Genomic DNA, 16,163 nt, shown 5'->3' with positions numbered 1-16,163 from the left:
ATGTCACAGATTACAACATAGTCTATGGCCTTGTGGCAAAGACCTTTGGTAAGCTCGTAAGACTGTCTGCTGGCTATTACACAGGTAATGACAACCTCCTTCTCGACATCAATGGCAATAAGGACAATGACGGGATACTCCTATCATGGGACAGGACAATATCTGAGATATCTGACAAGCTATGGGCTGCCATAGATTATCAGGGCGGGAAAAATAGCTACGGAGCATTGAGCTTTGGTGTTGCGTGGAAACTTGCCCCTAATGTGAGTGTTATATTCGGCTATGACATATATAACGAAAGCAGATATAAGCCAACTGCAACAATACAATTGGATATAGATTTTTAATATTAAATAACTCAGGCTACCCCGTATTAAATGCGGGGTAGCGGCTACAATACAATACGGAGGTGTGTTATGAAGCGATTATTGAGTCTTACAATACTGTTATGCTTTATGGCGATGGCAGGTGCTGTCTTTGCCGAAGAGCCTAAGGCAGAAATGCCCCGACCCATCGGGGTGCCAGCCACTGAGGCGCCACCTGCTCAAACAGCGCCTGCTCCGCCAAAGATCGATACAGGAGATACTGCCTGGATGCTTGTCTCAACAGCACTTGTTATGCTTATGACACCAGGACTCGCACTCTTTTACGGTGGCATGGTCAGAAGAAAGAATGTCCTTGGGACCATTATGCATAGCTTTGTCATACTCTGCCTCGTGAGTGTGATATGGGTGCTCTGGGGATATACACTCGCATTCGGGCCAGACAAAGGGGGTATTATAGGTGGCCTTGACTGGCTTGGCCTTAAGGGTGTTGGCCAGGAGCCAGCGCCTATGGCATCTACAATCCCGCATCTTGTCTTTATGATGTTTCAGGGCATGTTTGCAATAATAACGCCTGCCCTTATTACAGGAGCATTTGCTGAAAGGATGAAGTTTTCAGCATTGGTCGTTTTTTCGGCACTCTGGCTGACATTTGTCTATTCTCCGCTGGCCCACTGGGTATGGGGAGGCGGATGGATAGGAGCCACACTCGGTGCCCTTGACTTTGCAGGCGGGACAGTTGTTCACATCAATTCTGCCATTGCAGCCATCGCAGCAGTAATTGTAATAGGCAAGCGTAAGGGTTATGGTGTTGAGCCAATGGCGCCCCATAACCTGCCGATAACTATACTTGGAGCAGCACTTCTCTGGTTTGGATGGTTTGGTTTTAATGCAGGTAGTGCCCTGACATCAGGCGGGCTTGCCTCTGTTGCATTTGTTACAACTAATACTGCTACTGCTACTGCAGCAATGAGCTGGCTTTTTGTTGAGTGGATTCAGAGAGGTAAACCTACAGCTCTCGGCGCAGTTAGTGGAGCAGTGGCAGGGCTTGTTGCTATAACACCAGCAGCAGGTTTTGTGAGCCCCATGTCATCGATACTGATTGGAATAGGCGCAGGCGTATTCTGTTATACAGCGGTCAATCTAAAGCCAAAGCTCGGTTATGACGATTCCCTTGATGTTCTTGGAATCCACGGAGTTGGCGGGACATGGGGTGCACTTGCAACAGGGCTTTTCGCATCAGTCGCTATAAACCCTGCTGGGAAGGATGGTTTATTCGCTGGAAATCCACCACTCCTCGGCATCCAGGCCATTGCTGTGGTAGCTACCTATGTGTTTGTTTTTGTGGCTACACTGGTTATTCTTAAAATCGTTGACTGGACAATAGGTCTCAGGGTTAATGAGGAGGACGAATCTGTCGGGCTTGACCAGTCACAGCATGGAGAGAGCGGATATTCATTGTAAAAAGTGATTAGTGTCAGTGGTCAGTGTCTGTAACTGACACTAATCACTGACACTGACACAAAATGGAGGCAATATGAAAAAGATAGAAGCAATAATAAAACCATTTAAGCTTGATGAAGTAAAGGATGCTTTAAATGCGATAGGCATCCAGGGAATGACGGTTACTGAAGTGAAGGGTTTTGGGAGGCAGAAGGGACATGTAGAGCTATACCGTGGTGCAGAATATGATATAGCTTTTGTGCCAAAGGTAAAGATAGAAATTATTGTCTCTGATGCAATGGCAAGTAAAGTAGTATCTACAATTGAGGAAAAGGCGAAGACAGGTAAGATAGGAGATGGTAAGATTTTTGTCTCCTCAGTGGAGGAGACTATAAGGATAAGGACAGGAGAAAAAGGAGAGGCAGCAATATAAAGTCGGAGACCCCGAACCTTCGGGGCGGAGTTAGGCATCTCTTTTGAATTTGTAGGAGCGGTTCACGAACCGCCCCTACTTAATCTAAATGATGTATAGGGAAAATCACAGAGGCACTGCTCTTCCTCAGTGCCTCTGTGGCTCTGTGGTTAATTGTATTTTCCGGGTTAAAGCAGGTATTCAGCGAGGTTGACTCTATATTGATTTGGGTCAAGGGTAGTTACGATGCTCCTCTTGAAGTTATCGGCATCGTCTTTTTCCATCAAATCTACGTTTTGCTTGATCCTGTTTCCCTTACTATCAACTACAATAATGACCCTTGGCCTGTCAAGAAAGTCAGGATTTGGATTGCTTTCAAAGACGAGCCCTAATTCTTTAGTATTGAGCATAACGAGACTGCCGATGGGGTGTATGCCTACCATGTTAATAAATAGCTTCGTAAGATAAGGGTCGAGTTGTGTGCCGCTACGGTCAACCATTATACTGAGTGCCCTGTCAGGGGCAACAGGTGTTCTTGAGTAGACCCTGGATGATGTCATAGCGTCATACTGGTCAGCTATAGTAACAATCTTTGAAAAGAGGTCAGGTTTCAGTGTATTTCTCAGTTTAGGATAGCCCGAAAGGTTATAATTGAGATGATGTTCAAAAGCTACAATTGCAGTCCTGAGCGAGATATCGTCAAAACCTTTTAGTTTGAGAATTGCCCTTACTCCCCATAAGGGATGTTGTCTCATTATCTCCCATTCTCCCTCGCTAAATTCACTTGCCTTGTTCAATATTTCTGAAGGAACCTCGATTTTCCCCATGTCATGGAAAAGGGATGACATGCCGAGGTCGGTGAGGGCCTTTCTCCTGAGTCCGAGTCTCTGTCCGAGGGCCACCGAAAGGATGCTTACATTGACGGAGTGGTGGTATGTATATTCATCATAGTCTTTTAAAGCAGTCATTCCAAGAAGGAGGGATTCCTCTTCCAGTATCAGATCGACTACAGTTTCTACTACCCTTTTGGCTTTTTTGAGACTTATCTTCTCGCCGGCCTTTATCTTGGTCATGACCCCTTTTGTGAAAGAGACGGCATTGAAGTAGGTCTTTTTTACAAATTTTTTCCTGTCAAATTCACCTTCTTCTTTAATCTTTTTAAGCTTCCCTACTTTAATGCGTTCGATATTGTCAACAGCCTCTGATAGCGTTTCAAACGGTGTTTCTGAGAAACCTGCTTCAATGAAGGCCTTGAGAAAAATCTTTATGTCATTCTCGGCGGGTATATCATTGAAGGTCAAAGTTCCGAGTTCTCGCTTTTTAAATTCACGGGAAAGGAAGTCAAAATTTATAATGTATTCCAGGCTGTATCTGACCCTCGCCTCGTTTAGGTAAAAAAACTCATTTATCAGGTCGAGTGTTACAAGCTTTTCAGCCTTTATTATCGGGTTGGCGAGGGATAGAAATTTCTCAATGGCAGCAACGACAGCTACATTATTTGGGTTATGAATCTGGGCTGTTTTTATGGTTATAGCCAGACTGTTTATTAAGTCCTTTGCCTCCTGGTATGTCTTCTTTTCTTCTGTTAGTGGCATATCAACCTATCTTTTTGATTGCTTCCATGGAAAGGTCGCTTAAAAGTCTGTTATTTGAATTTGCAGCTTTTTCGAGAATCGGCAGGGCCTCTTTGATGCCAATAATACCAATAGCATAGGCGGCACAGGCCCTTGTCTCATCATTTTTTGCTCTCCCGAAGAACTTCTTTTTTTTCAGGGTATTGAGAAGGAAATCTTTTACTTCCTCGTCCGGCCAGTGGGAAAGAACCTCATAGAATTCCTTTTTCTCTGAAAAGTCTCTCTTTATAAACTCTGTTTTTGATAACTCGTCCAGGATGATTCGTTTTGAGGCCTCCATTTTTATGCCTGCAAGTGCCCTTGCAGCGGCAGTCCTGATAGTCGGATCAATATCATTTAGCGTATTTCTTAGATGTGGAAGTATATGTGGGCCCCCAATATTGCCCAGGGCTTTTATAGCCTCTTTTTTTACTCTCTGGTCTGTATGTGACAGGCTTTTACTCAGATAATCAATCGAGCCCTTGTCTCCTATTTTACCGAGGATGTAAATCGTGTTTCTCACCATATACCACCTTGAGTCCTGAAGCCCTTTTGCTATGGCTTTCAGATCCAGCCTGCCGAGGGCCGCTAATGCTTCGATGGTCAGCCTCCTGCCTTTAATGCTCCGCAGGTCTCCAAGGAGCCGCATAAAAGGCGGTATAGCGGATTTATCCAGGTGTTTTATAAAGGCTAAAAAATCTTTTTCTTCAATAATAGCCTCGCTATCCAGGATTGTCCCTATTTCCTCTATAAGGATATCGCTGTTGGCCGCAGTATAAATCTTCTGCAGGGCCTTAATCTTTTCATTTTCAAACTCTTTGTTGTTTGTTATATTCTTTACGGTTTCGAGGATCACTGCTGCCTTATTAAAATCCCCTTTCTTGATGCAATAACTCATTGCCTCCCCAAGAGAATTGACAACCTCGGTGAACGCAGTGAGGTCTTTTGTCTGATAAAGGATTTCAAAAAGGATGGCTATTATCTTATCAATTTTTTCATATTCTTCCTGTTCCATCTCTTTTGCAAGGACATGAAGATCTGATTCACCGAGAGGCACTACACTTTTCGGCTTTTTTGCTTCAGCTTTTAAGGCATCCTGATAGGCCCTTGTGATGTCATCCTCTGTGGCGCCTTTGTCGCGTATATCTGTGAGTGCTTTTCTCTGGTAATCCTCTTCATCTGTGAGAAATTCCTCATCAGCAATATATTTTATGTGCTCGTAATCCCTTTCCCACAGGAGGGTAACAATGTCGTCATCGAGGGTGTCTTTTTCAAAGTCCATGGTCAGTATCTTTGTAAAGTCTTCAAATTCTTCATAGCTTAATCCTTTATGGAATGTCAGCTCCCTTATGCCGTCCTTAAAGAAAAAGAGGGCGAGATTTTCTTCCTTCTCAGGGTTTGAATAAACCTGTTCATTATTATAGATGATTTCGTTCTGCCTTATTTTTAGAGCGAGATCGTTTTTTACGTTGAAGAAATTTTCGAACCTGCTATAGACCTCGTTGGCGGTTTTTATATATATGGGGTTGTTAGAAGGATACATCCTTAATGTCTTTTTTGCTTTGAGGAGGCCTTGAATGACATCCTTTACCAGCTTGACTTCTTCTAATACCAATTCTTCCATATTTAGCAAATTACCATACCCTTATTCAAAGTGTCAACGAATTGACCAGGGCTTCGAGGGGAATCCCTTTTAATCTCCATCGGGCAGGAGCTTTTTTATTGTAGCTTTTAACTCATTAAGGTCTGAGGACTTCACAAGGTAGGCCTCAGATGCCCAAACCGCAAAGTCATCTCTGTAATCATATGCTGTTGACATAATGATAGGTAGTCTCGGCTTTTTCTCTTTCATCATCCTCAGGAGTTTTATCCCATCAATATCAGGCATGAGGATATCCAGGGTAACAAGATCTGGCGAGATTTTGTCAAAGAGTAAAAGGGCCTCTTCCCCCGTACCGGCCAGAAAGACTTCATATCCTTCCTCTTCCAGCTCTTCCTTGTAAAGACGCTGGATATGCTGATCATCGTCTACAACAAGTATCTTCATGTCACCCCTCCTTTAAAGGCAGATAAATTGTGAATTTTGTCCCAGTTCCCCATATGCTCTCGACATCAATCTTACCTTTATGCTCTTCGATGATTCGGTTAGTTATTGCAAGACCAAGGCCTGTCCCTGCAGGCCTTGTCGTGAAAAAAGGGTCAAAGATTCGTTTCAGGTCGTCCTGCTTTATGCCGCAGCCTGTATCTGAAATCTCTATAACCGCCTCTTCTCCTATCTGCCGTGCTCTTACCGTAATCATTCCGGCGTCAGTTGCCTGATTGGCATTGGTAAGGACGTTTAATATTGCCTCCTTTATCCTATCAGGGTCTATTAATGCAATTATTGGATATTCGGGCAGGTCTTTAATCAGGGTATTTCCTTTTTCTATTACTCCTAAATTAATAAGACTTATGATATTTTCCAGCAGCTCATTTAAATCAGTTTTCTTTTTTATCACCCTTGCTTCTTTTACAAAACTCATGGTGTCTCTAAGGATATTCTCAAGCCGGTCTACCTCTTCGATGATAATTTTTGTGTATTCTTTGAGGTCTCCACCAACTTTTTTTTCAAGCCTTCTGGCAAAACCCCCTACTGAGGTAAGGGGGTTTCTAATCTCATGGGCAACTTTTGCAGCCATCTCTCCGAGGGCTGCCATTCTCTCAGCGCTGACAAGACGCTCTCTTAAGGCGTGGAGTTCTGTGATATCCCTTGAAATGTGGACTGTTCCTGCTATGTTTCCGGCAGAGTCGAAAATCGGAGAGCTTGATACGACAAAAGTGCCGCCAAGATTCAGGTCTTCTACCTCTTCGACAAGTGGCTTGCCTGTGTTTATTGTTCTTGAGTGCGGGCATTGAGCCCAGGGCTCATCCATTCCGTGGAATACCTGATAACATTTTTTGCCTATAATTTCGTCTGCTGTTTTTCCGAGCTTTTTGATAACTGCCTGGTTTATATGTCGTATATTGAAATCTTTATCATTAAAATATACCATATCAGATATTGATTCAAAGATGTTTTTGAGTTCTGACTGGGCGAGGGAAATCTCCTCAAAAAGCCTGGCATTTTCTATAGCAGATGCCACATGGCTTGTGAAACTCATGAGGAACCGAAGGTCGTCTTCTTTTATAGGCCTTTTATTGAAAAAGTTGTCCACCAGGATAAGTCCTATTGCCTTATCCTTTGCCATGAGGGGAACCACGGCAAAGGCCTCAGTCCCAAGCTGCTGAATAAGTGTAGGCTCTACCATAGGGTCTGTCCTGGCATTGAGGACATTAAAAAACTTTTTTTCCTTTATACATAATGAAAGGACATCTTTCCCATCGATGCCTATGATTAAGTTCTGGCTTAGCCTGTCGAGAAAAGAGTCTTTCCTGAGGGGACTAATCTCTATTTCATTTATAATATCTTCGAGGGTTTTTCCGTCTATAGAGAGTTCTCTCCATATCTTCCCCGCCTCCTCATAGTTTGCCGGGCCAACGCCCATTACTCCCCTGAGAATATTTTGCCCCTCATCAACAAGGAAGAGTACAGCCCTGTTAAATCCAAGGCCATCGCTCATTGTAACTGCGGTCAGGATCATCCTCAGGAGTTTGTCGAGGTCAAGTGTGCTTCTCAGTGCAGAATCTATAAAGTGGAGTCTTGAAAGCTCCTGGTTTTTTCTTATCAGTTCTTTTTCAACCCTCTTTTTCTCTGATATATCCCTGGAGATGCCGCTGATTCCTATAACCTCTCCTGTGGGGTCAAGTATAGGGGATAAGGTAAGGCTTACTTCTATTAGAGTGCCGTCTTTTCTCTGTCTCAGGGTTTCTATGTCTTTTATTGTTTCCCCCTGTTTTATTTTTTTTATGTTTTCTTTCTCAGAATCCATCAGGGATTTAGGAACCATTGGGAGGAGCTTGCCAATGGCCTCAATCTCGGTAAAGCCATAAATCTTTTCTGCCCCATTGTTCCACGATGTAATATGGCCGTCTATATCCGATGTAATAATGGCATCGGCTGAATTGTCAATAAGGCTTTCAAGGTATTCTTTTGTTTGTGCTACCTCTCTGTAAAGCTCGAGTATCTCTTCCTGATAGGTCATCCTTTCTGTTATGTCATGAATAAATGCAACTACTTCGTTTATCTCCCCCTTCTCGTCTATTATCGGGTAAGTGGTTGTTTCTGTATAAAATGTAGCGCCCTTGATTACTCTCTTATATGTGTATGATTCGGGTTGTCCTGTTTCAAAAGTAACTTTTGCAGGACAATGGGGACAGATATCATTTCCCATGTGGAGCACCTCATAACAGCTTTTCCCTATTATTTCCTCTACAGGTGTGTCAATCAGCTTTTCCATAAACCTGTTGGCTGTTTTTATTATAAAATCTCTGCCGAATGTGATTATACCATCCTGAACGCTGTTGAACAGGGTTTCAAACCTCTGCTTTGCCTGTGATATTGCGCGTTCTTTCTCCACCTTGGTTTTATAAAGCCGCGCATTTTCAATTGCTATGGATGAAGCAGACGCAAAAGTGGTCAGGGAATTGAGGTCATTCTGGGTAAAGGTTGTGTATCCCCACTCATCCTCTTTGTCGTAAAGACCTATGGTTCCGATTACACGCCTGCCGATTTTAAGAGGCACACACAGGACAGTAGTTGCATCGATAACAGGAACTCTCAGATTTTCAGGCATCTTTGATACGTCGTCTACCAATAGCGGTTTTCCTTCTTTGGCTACCCAGCCGGCTATGCCTTCTCCGAGAGGCAGGGCCATGGCCTGTTCTATCTCTTTTGGCACTCCGTAGGATGCCTTTATTGAAAGGGTTTCATCTTCGATAAGCCTGATGATACAGCCTTTTGCCTTAAAGAGTTTTGATACCTCCCTGCATATATATGGTAGAAGCTCATCTATATTGAGGATGGATGTTATGGCCTTGCCAATCTCATGAATGGTCCCTAATTCATCGAGCTGTGTTTTTGTATTCTTGTAAAGCTCTGCATTTTTTATTGCAGCGCTTATATTGTTGGAAATTATTGTAAGGAGATTAACCTCATCAGGGCTGTAAGCATATGGTTCTCTGGTCTGAAGCGTCATAACACCGATTGGCTCGTTGTCTCTTAAAACTGGTACTGCTAACATTGAGAGGAAATCCTTTGCGCCGGTGGTGGGGATGTCTTTAAATCGCGGCTCTTTTCTTATGTCTTCTACTGACAGGGGCTGAAGCTCTTTTGCTACCCAGCCGACTATTCCCTCGCCTACAGGAAGGCAGGCTATACCTGTGGACTCTTCTTTTAGTCCCTTTGTCGCCTCAATACATATCATTTTTTCCCCTGGCTTGAGAAGATAAATTGAACATACGTCTTTCTTGAGGCTGTCTGCTACAGTTTTGCAAATCATATCAAGGATGGTTTTGAGCTCGAGAGTTGAGTTTGCTATCTGGCTCACATTCATCAATATCCGGGTTTCATTGAGTTTATCCTCGAGCCTTTTGTGGGAGGTCTCAATGGTCTCAGCCATCTTATCAAAACGCCGGGCCAGGAGGCCGAGCTCGTCTTTTCGTTTCAGCCCTATCCTGTGAGAAAAGTCACCGAGACCGAGTTTTTCAGCACCCTTCATTAATTCCCCGACAGGTCTGCCGATTGCCTTTAAAAGCGTGTAGCCGAGGAAGCCTGTCAGGTACAGGGTTACAATAAAAAGGATGAGAAAAGATGCCCTTATACTTCTCCTCGATTTTTTTCCTTCAGCGATTGCCGAGCTGACTGTTTTCATAGAGGCACTACGAGAGGCTTCAATCTTTCTCAGGATTTCTGTGCCTTTTCCCTCGTGTAGTTTAAGAGACGCAAGGACTTTTTTGTTACCTACAGGCTCTTCCTCGGCCATGATTCTATCAGCAATAATTTTTAATTCCTGAAAATCTTTTCCTATTGCATCAATTTCATCTTTTTGCTTTAGTTTCGATGCTTCTCCAAATGCCTTATTAACATTAGCGAGCGCCACTTTATAATATTTCTTCTCGCTGATATCCCCGGTGAGAGCCCAGCGCTCTGAGACTGCCATGAATGTTAAAATGGCATTGCGAAGCCCCTCGTGTAAGTTATACTCAAACGTGGCGGAATCAATATTGTCAAAGCCTTTTCCGAGGTCCTCGGTTAAATAAAAGGTAAAGGCCCCGAGGATAGCAACTATCAGGAGAAAGGAGGAAAGGAAAATAGATAACTTCGTGCGTAGAGTCATTACCCGACCTTCTTTAATGCCCTTTTATAAAGGGAGAGATATTTTTCTGCTGATGTGCGCCATGAAAAATCCTGTGACATGGCATTACTGACTATCTCGCCCCACTGTTTTTTGTCCTTGAATAATTCAATGGCCCTTCCAATTGCCTTGAGAATCTCTCTACGATTATAACCGTTAAATAGAAAGCCTGTACCATCTCCTTTAGATCGGTTATATTTTACAATTGTATCAGCAAGGCCGCCTGTTTTTCTTGCAACAGGGATGGTGCCGTAACGTAGTGCTATCAACTGCCCGAGGCCGCACGGCTCATACATTGAAGGCATTAGAAAGATATCCGAGCCAGCATATATCCTGTGAGCCATTGTATTATCAAAACCTATATTAACAGCAATGCGGCCCTTATATTTTTCCTTTAGCTTCAGGAAGACCCTGTGAAAGGGCTCATCACCTTTGCCGAGGACTATTAACCTGGCCCCATCAATAATCTTTTCAATGGAATCTGCCACAAGGTCAAGGCCCTTTTGTGCAGAGAGCCTTGAAACCATTCCTATGAGGGGCAGGTTATTATTGGACAGCCCCATTTCCTTAATAAGGCTTTTTTTACACAGGGTTTTTCCTGAAATATCCATACGACTATAATTGGCAGAGATATAGCTGTCTTTTTCAGGGTTCCACTCATCGCCGTCAAGCCCATTGATTACACCGTAAAGGTCTTTCCCTCTTTTTCTCAATACACCATCCAGGCCAAAGCCGAAGTCAGGTGTTAGAATCTCTTTTGCATAGGTATCGCTCACTGTACTGACTATGTCTGCAAATACAAGACCGCCTTTTAGAAAATTTATTTTACCGTAGAATTCAAGGCCGTCCATGTTAAAAAGCTCCCAGCCAAGGCCTGTAAGCGGCATATCAAAGTGCCAGAACAGCCCCTGATAACCGAGATTATGAATACTGATGAGGGTCGCAGTCTTTGGAAACCTATCCCTGTAAATGGTTTTTATATACACAGGTATGAGCCCGGCCTGCCAGTCGTTGCAATGTATAACATCCACTTTGAGTTCTAAAACCTTTGCAGCTTCAAGCACCCCCCTCGAATAAAAGATGAAGCGCGAGGCATTATCAGGGTAATCGCCCTCCGGGGTGCCATAGAGCTCGTCTCTCCCGTAGAATTTATCATTTTCTATAAAGTAAGCAGTAACCCCTTCTGGTGTTTGTCCTTTCCACAGCTTCCCTTCCTCAAGACTATCACCGAGGGGAACGGTTATTCTTTTATTAAGAGATTGAAGCTGAAAATCCCTATCTGCTGTTTTTATTTTCTTATAAAGCGGGAGGATGATAGCAGCGTCAATACCAATCTTTTTATACTCTTTAAGCAGGGCACCCACAGCATCTGCAAGCCCTCCTGTTTTTATGAATGGCACAGCCTCAGGTGAAGCTATCAGTATTGTCATTCGAAAAAGCCTTTCCCTACGAAGAATTCAAAATAAAAGAATTCCATAATTTTTAATTTTGCATTTTGAATTTTCTGTTCTCATATCTTCGCCTCTCTCATGAATTTTGCAGCCTCTTCAGGAGTTGTGGGGTTTATGTAAAAGCCTGAACCCCATTCAAAACCAGCTATTTTCGTAAGCTTTGGCATTATCTCAATGTGCCAGTGGTAATATTCATTTATCTCATCCTCGAAAGGGGATGTGTGAATCATGAAGTTGTAAGGAGGCACCTCGAGCACTCTGTCTATCTGTTTGAGGGTGAGCTGCAGGATTTCAGCGAGCCTCGCAAGTCTTGATGGGTTTCCATCAGGAATAAAATTAGACTCATGTCTTTTCGGGAATATCCATGTCTCAAAGGGCGCCCTCGGTGCAAATGGCGAAATGGAAACAAAATCCTCGTTTTCAGAGATGATTCTAAGTTTACTTTCTTTTTCCTGACGTATTATGTCACAAAAAATACAGCGCTCTTTATACTCGTAGTACTGCTTTGCGCTATCAAACTCCTCCTTCACCTGTTTTGGAACAATAGGCAGGGCGATTAACTGTGAATGGCTGTGCTCGAGGGAGGCGCCTGCTGCATCTCCTTCATTTTTGAAGATGAGGACATATTTAAAGCGGAGGTCTTTTTTCAGGTCTACAATCCTGTAATGGTAGGCCAGGAGCACGTTTTCCACTGCATTCAGAGGCATAGTGGACAGGGTAAGTTCATGGTGAGGGTTTTCTATTATTACCTCGTGGGCACCGATGCCGTTCATCCTGTCATAGATGCCTTCTCCGGCTTTGGTGAGATGACCTTCTATCTGAAGTGCCGGAAATTTGTTTGGCACAACTCTTAATGTCCAACCAGGCGTGTCTGGCTTACTCCTGTCAGGCCTGAAGGCAATTATCTCAGGGGGGCATGTGTGCTCATTTCCGGTGCAGAAAGGGCAAAAACCGCCTTTTTTCTTGGATACCTGGATACTGTAATCTGTGGGCCTTTTGCCCCTCTCAACCGATATTATGACCCATCTTCCTATAATGGGGTCTTTTCTTAACTCAGGCATGGAAACCTCTCATTTCTTACTTCTCATTTATAATGTCGCTCAAAGGGTTCGGCAACAGCCATATTTTTTAAAATATACATATTATACCACTAATTAGGCTATAATTTCCTGATGAAGCCATCTTTCCACACAAAGCTTATCAATGGGCCATTTGATGACCCGGGTCTCTATGTGAGACTCCTGAGGGAGGGCAGGGCATTGCTCTTTGATTCTGGTTTTAGCACGAATCTATCAACGAGAGACATTCTTAAGATAAGTGATGTATTTATATCCCATACCCATATTGACCATTTTATTGGCTTTGACCACATCTTAAGGCTTCACCTGAGAAAAGAAAGCCCTTTGAGGCTTTACGGCCCTGAAGGATTCATAGATCGCATAGAGGGCAAACTCAGAAGTTACACGTGGAATCTCCTGGAGGATTACCCCCTTGTTATTAATGTTCTGGAAGTCGGGGAGAAGGCCATTAAAAAAGCAACTTTCACAGCAAAAGACTTTTTCCAGATAAAAGATGAAGGCCATATGCCTTTTAGCGGGCTGCTTGTAAAAGATTCGCTTTTCAAAATTTCAGCCGCTATCCTCGACCACCAGGTCCCATGTCTGGCCTTCAGTCTTGAGGAGGAATATCATATAAATATTGATAAGGCCAAACTCACTGAGTTGAATCTTCCAGTGGGCTCATGGCTAAGAGAACTAAAGATAGCCATCAGAGAAGGAAAGCCTGATAATACGCCTGTCACAGTTAAAGGGGAAAAAGTTACACTCAGAGAGCTTAAAGGCATAGCAAATATAACCAGGGGCCAGAAGCTCTCCTATGTTGTTGACGCTGTGGGAAGTGCTGAAAACATAGAGAAGATTGTAAATCTTGTGCAGGGCTCAGATACCCTTTACATTGAGGCCTCTTTCATGGATAAGGATAGAGACAGGGCAAGGCAGCGCTATCATCTAACAGCGAAAGAAGCAGGTATGATTGCGAGGGAGGCTGGCGTGGGAAAGCTCGTTGTCTTTCACTTCTCGCCAAAGTATATCGATAACCCTGAGGAGATTGTAAAAGAGGCAGAGGGAGAATTCAAAGGATTAGCTTAATACGGAATTACAATATCATAATCAGGCAAAGCTTTGGCAATTTCTTCTGTGGTCATCTGCTGGTATGGATTTGCCGGGTTATTAGAGAATATCTTGCAGTCAAGGTCTGTCAGGGTTTCCAGATTAAGGGCCACTGCTTCGTCAGTCTCCAATTTTTCATCCATGATAAATACATTCACCTCATCATCAGCGAGTGTAAGCCCAACGGCCATCCTTAATGCTTCGTGTTTTCTGTCTCTGACAAGAACTGCAATCTTCTTTTTTGCCATGTTCCTTCCCTCCTTTTAGGTAAGAATGTTATAATGAAAAAGGCATAACAATATATCAAAGATGCTCCATTCAGGTCAATGGGAAAAAGTATTTCCGTCATTATACCAAATTACAATAAAAGCGCCACAATAGGGAAATGCCTTGAAGCAGCATTTTCCTCAAGGTATGAAAATTTTGAGGTCATTGCTGTTGATGATTGCTCGACTGATAACTCATTAGAGGTAATAAAGAAATTTCCCTGCAAACTTATTCAGTTAAAAAAGCATTCCGGCGCTTCAAAGGCAAGGAATACAGGCGCAGAAAACAGCAGAGGGGAGGTGCTTTTTTTCACTGACTCAGATTGCCTTCTTAAGGAAGATGCGCTTGCACTTGCCAGTAAGACCATTGGTGGATCTAAAAACATTGTCATTGGAGGCACTTACACAAGGCTTCCTTATGACGACAGTTTTTTCAGCACCTTCCAATCCATATTTATAAATTACTCTGAGACCAGGAAAAAAGACCCGGATTACATCCCTGCCCATGCTTTGATTATTGATGCACAACTTTTCAGGGATAGTGGCGGATTTCAAGAGGACTCTCTTCCAATCCTTGAGGATGTAGAATTCAGCCACAGGCTTCGCAGATCTGGCTGCAAACTCGTTATGAACCCGGAGATACTTGTCCAGCATATATTATTTAGCTTCATTTTTGGAAGCGCAGCCTTTTTGGTGCCTGTTCCATTAATTTTCGCTGGTAATATAGTCATAAGCAGGAGATTAATGGCAGCATTTTATGAGACCAAAGGCCTGTTTTTTACGATAGCTGCAATACTTTATTACACAATGCTCTATCCATTGGGGTTAGGGGCAGGGGCTTTAGCCGGAACTATGATATATCTTTTTAATCATCGGAGGAAGTAGAGAGTGTATTCACCGTTTCGCAATATTGGCTCTGTATTCTACAAGAGGAGGCCCATCCATCTTACCTTCTTTGTAACCAGAAGATGTAACCTCAGGTGCCCTTTCTGTTTCTATCTTATGCAGAAAGAGGAATCTGTGAACAACCAGCCCGAGCTTACTCTTGAAGAAATTGGAAATGTTTCCAGCTCGATGGGGAGTCTTCTATGGCTCGCCTTCTCAGGGGGCGAGGTCTTTCTCAGAAAAGACATTGTTGAAATAAGCAAGATTTTCTACAAAAATAATAAGCCCTCCATAATGCTTTATCCCACTAACGGTATGCTTCCTGAAGTGATCAAAGACACAACAGAGGAGATACTCAAGCACTGCAAAAAGAGCATTGTAGTGGTAAAGCTTTCCCTGGATGGACTATATAGCGCTCATGATACTCTCCGGAGGAGCCCAGGAAGTTTTGAGAAGACAATGCAAACATATGAAGTGCTTTCTGAGTTCCTTTCGAAATATCCAAATTTTGAACTCGGAATAAATACGGTATTCTGCTCGGAAAACCAGGATGATATTAATGAGATAATTAAATTTGTCAGTGGTTTAAACATGATAAGAACTCACACGCTTTCGATGATACGCGGCGATATTAAAGATGAGAGTTTTAAAAATGTAGATATTGAAAAGTATCATAATGCTGTAGAAAAAATGGAGAAGAATCTCAAAGAGAAAATGGCGAGCATATATAGATTCAGAGGCGCCAGGCTCAAGGCTGCACAGGACATTTTGCAGCGAAGGCTTATTTATCAGACCATGCTTGAGAGGCGGAGGCTGATCCCGTGTTATGCCGGAAAACTGAATCTGGTTTTGACCGAGACCGGAGATGTTTATCCCTGCGAGTCTTTGAATCGAAAGATGGGAAATGTAAGAGATTGCGATTACAATATGGGAAAGGTGTTGCGGTCAGCAGGGGCAAAAAAAGTCATTCATTCAATCCAGAAAAACGGCTGCTACTGCTCCCACGAGTGCTATTTTATGACAAATATCCTGTTTAATCCGAGGATGTATCCCGCATTGGCAAAGGAATATCTGCAATTATAATTTCTATTAAACCTTAATACTTTTTCGCATCCTGAATAAATCGCTTTTTGCCCATAGCCAGAACAGGCTCTTTAAACCCTTGCCTGCAACTTTCAGGTCGTTTATATTTCTGATTCCGAGGACTCTTCTGAGTAAAAATAAGGGTCGGGAGTAGAACCTCCTGAATGCGATTGAACGCAGCTTTAAAATCTCCTCTCTCGTCATTGTGTATGGAATAAATGCTGCGCCCTGATAGGTAAAGTCAGTG

At 43.1% G+C, this 16,163-nt stretch carries 14 protein-coding genes; 6 read left to right on the top strand and 8 right to left on the bottom strand.

Annotation, left to right across the window (positions count from 1 at the left end; genetic code table 11):
- The 3 genes from HZC12_03925 to HZC12_03915 form a co-directional block, all read left to right on the top strand.
- On the top strand, positions 1-347 hold a 347-nt coding region (locus HZC12_03925; GenBank protein ID MBI5025875.1), incomplete at its 5' end, for a hypothetical protein.
- A gap of 69 nt (positions 348-416) precedes the next feature.
- Positions 417-1,787: an ammonium transporter gene (locus HZC12_03920; GenBank protein ID MBI5025874.1), complete on the top strand. Its 1,371-nt coding sequence runs from the start codon at positions 417-419 to the stop codon at positions 1,785-1,787.
- Between the two features lie 73 nt (positions 1,788-1,860).
- A complete protein-coding gene (locus HZC12_03915; GenBank protein MBI5025873.1) occupies positions 1,861-2,199 on the top strand; it encodes a P-II family nitrogen regulator in 339 nt (112 codons plus the stop codon).
- Between the two features lie 167 nt (positions 2,200-2,366).
- On the opposite strand, the gene HZC12_03910 is transcribed toward HZC12_03915, so the two are convergent.
- The 6 genes from HZC12_03910 to galT all read right to left on the bottom strand — a co-directional run bounded on the left by HZC12_03910 (position 2,367) and on the right by galT (position 12,575).
- Positions 2,367-3,773: an HD domain-containing protein gene (locus tag HZC12_03910; GenBank protein ID MBI5025872.1), complete on the bottom strand. Its 1,407-nt coding sequence runs from the start codon at positions 3,771-3,773 to the stop codon at positions 2,367-2,369.
- Position 3,774: 1 nt separating this feature from the next.
- The gene (locus tag HZC12_03905; GenBank protein MBI5025871.1) at positions 3,775-5,415 is read right to left on the bottom strand and encodes a HEAT repeat domain-containing protein; all 1,641 of its coding nucleotides are present in this window, start codon (positions 5,413-5,415) and stop codon (positions 3,775-3,777) included.
- A 69-nt stretch (positions 5,416-5,484) separates the two neighbouring features.
- A complete protein-coding gene (locus HZC12_03900) occupies positions 5,485-5,838 on the bottom strand; it encodes a response regulator (protein ID MBI5025870.1) in 354 nt (117 codons plus the stop codon).
- 1 nt (position 5,839) lies between these two features.
- Complete coding sequence (locus tag HZC12_03895; protein ID MBI5025869.1) at positions 5,840-10,045, bottom strand: PAS domain S-box protein; 4,206 nt, start codon at positions 10,043-10,045, stop codon at positions 5,840-5,842.
- Positions 10,045-11,493, bottom strand: coding sequence for a glycogen synthase GlgA (glgA, locus tag HZC12_03890; GenBank protein ID MBI5025868.1), 1,449 nt, complete (start codon positions 11,491-11,493; stop codon positions 10,045-10,047). Before glgA ends, HZC12_03895 begins: the two co-directional genes overlap by 1 nt.
- 80 nt (positions 11,494-11,573) lie before the next feature.
- Entirely contained in the window at positions 11,574-12,575 is a 1,002-nt protein-coding gene (gene galT, locus HZC12_03885) for a galactose-1-phosphate uridylyltransferase (protein ID MBI5025867.1), read from the bottom strand.
- A gap of 111 nt (positions 12,576-12,686) precedes the next feature.
- On the opposite strand from galT, the gene HZC12_03880 reads away from it, so the two are divergent.
- Positions 12,687-13,661 (top strand): MBL fold metallo-hydrolase, encoded by a 975-nt coding sequence (locus HZC12_03880; GenBank protein ID MBI5025866.1) that lies wholly within the window; start codon positions 12,687-12,689, stop codon positions 13,659-13,661.
- On the opposite strand, the gene HZC12_03875 is transcribed toward HZC12_03880, so the two are convergent.
- Positions 13,658-13,930 carry a hypothetical protein gene (locus tag HZC12_03875; GenBank protein MBI5025865.1) on the bottom strand — a complete coding sequence of 91 codons (273 nt, stop codon included), beginning with the start codon at positions 13,928-13,930 and terminating at the stop codon, positions 13,658-13,660. The genes HZC12_03880 and HZC12_03875 overlap by 4 nt on opposite strands.
- A 78-nt stretch (positions 13,931-14,008) precedes the next feature.
- On the opposite strand from HZC12_03875, the gene HZC12_03870 reads away from it, so the two are divergent.
- Complete coding sequence (locus tag HZC12_03870) at positions 14,009-14,833, top strand: glycosyltransferase family 2 protein (protein ID MBI5025864.1); 825 nt, start codon at positions 14,009-14,011, stop codon at positions 14,831-14,833.
- A 3-nt stretch (positions 14,834-14,836) separates the two neighbouring features.
- Positions 14,837-15,916 carry a radical SAM protein gene (locus tag HZC12_03865; GenBank protein MBI5025863.1) on the top strand — a complete coding sequence of 360 codons (1,080 nt, stop codon included), beginning with the start codon at positions 14,837-14,839 and terminating at the stop codon, positions 15,914-15,916.
- 6 nt (positions 15,917-15,922) lie between these two features.
- On the opposite strand, the gene HZC12_03860 is transcribed toward HZC12_03865, so the two are convergent.
- Positions 15,923-16,163: B12-binding domain-containing radical SAM protein (locus HZC12_03860; GenBank protein ID MBI5025862.1), on the bottom strand; the 241-nt coding region annotated here is incomplete at its 5' end.

This window comes from Nitrospirota bacterium, assembly GCA_016214385.1.
Classification (GTDB): Bacteria; Nitrospirota; Thermodesulfovibrionia; order UBA6902; family JACROP01; genus JACROP01.
Note: the sequence above shows the minus strand (reverse complement) of the source record. Positions and strands in the feature narration are given on the sequence as shown.

Coding starts and splice junctions, on each gene's coding strand:
- HZC12_03920 (MBI5025874.1), top strand. CDS start 417: ATGAAGCGATTATTGAGTCTTACAATACTGTTATGCTTTATGGCGATG.
- HZC12_03915 (MBI5025873.1), top strand. CDS start 1,861: ATGAAAAAGATAGAAGCAATAATAAAACCATTTAAGCTTGATGAAGTA.
- HZC12_03910 (MBI5025872.1), bottom strand. CDS start 3,773: ATGCCACTAACAGAAGAAAAGAAGACATACCAGGAGGCAAAGGACTTA.
- HZC12_03905 (MBI5025871.1), bottom strand. CDS start 5,415: ATGGAAGAATTGGTATTAGAAGAAGTCAAGCTGGTAAAGGATGTCATT.
- HZC12_03900 (MBI5025870.1), bottom strand. CDS start 5,838: ATGAAGATACTTGTTGTAGACGATGATCAGCATATCCAGCGTCTTTAC.
- HZC12_03895 (MBI5025869.1), bottom strand. CDS start 10,045: ATGACTCTACGCACGAAGTTATCTATTTTCCTTTCCTCCTTTCTCCTG.
- glgA (MBI5025868.1), bottom strand. CDS start 11,493: ATGACAATACTGATAGCTTCACCTGAGGCTGTGCCATTCATAAAAACA.
- galT (MBI5025867.1), bottom strand. CDS start 12,575: ATGCCTGAGTTAAGAAAAGACCCCATTATAGGAAGATGGGTCATAATA.
- HZC12_03880 (MBI5025866.1), top strand. CDS start 12,687: ATGAAGCCATCTTTCCACACAAAGCTTATCAATGGGCCATTTGATGAC.
- HZC12_03875 (MBI5025865.1), bottom strand. CDS start 13,930: ATGGCAAAAAAGAAGATTGCAGTTCTTGTCAGAGACAGAAAACACGAA.
- HZC12_03870 (MBI5025864.1), top strand. CDS start 14,009: ATGGGAAAAAGTATTTCCGTCATTATACCAAATTACAATAAAAGCGCC.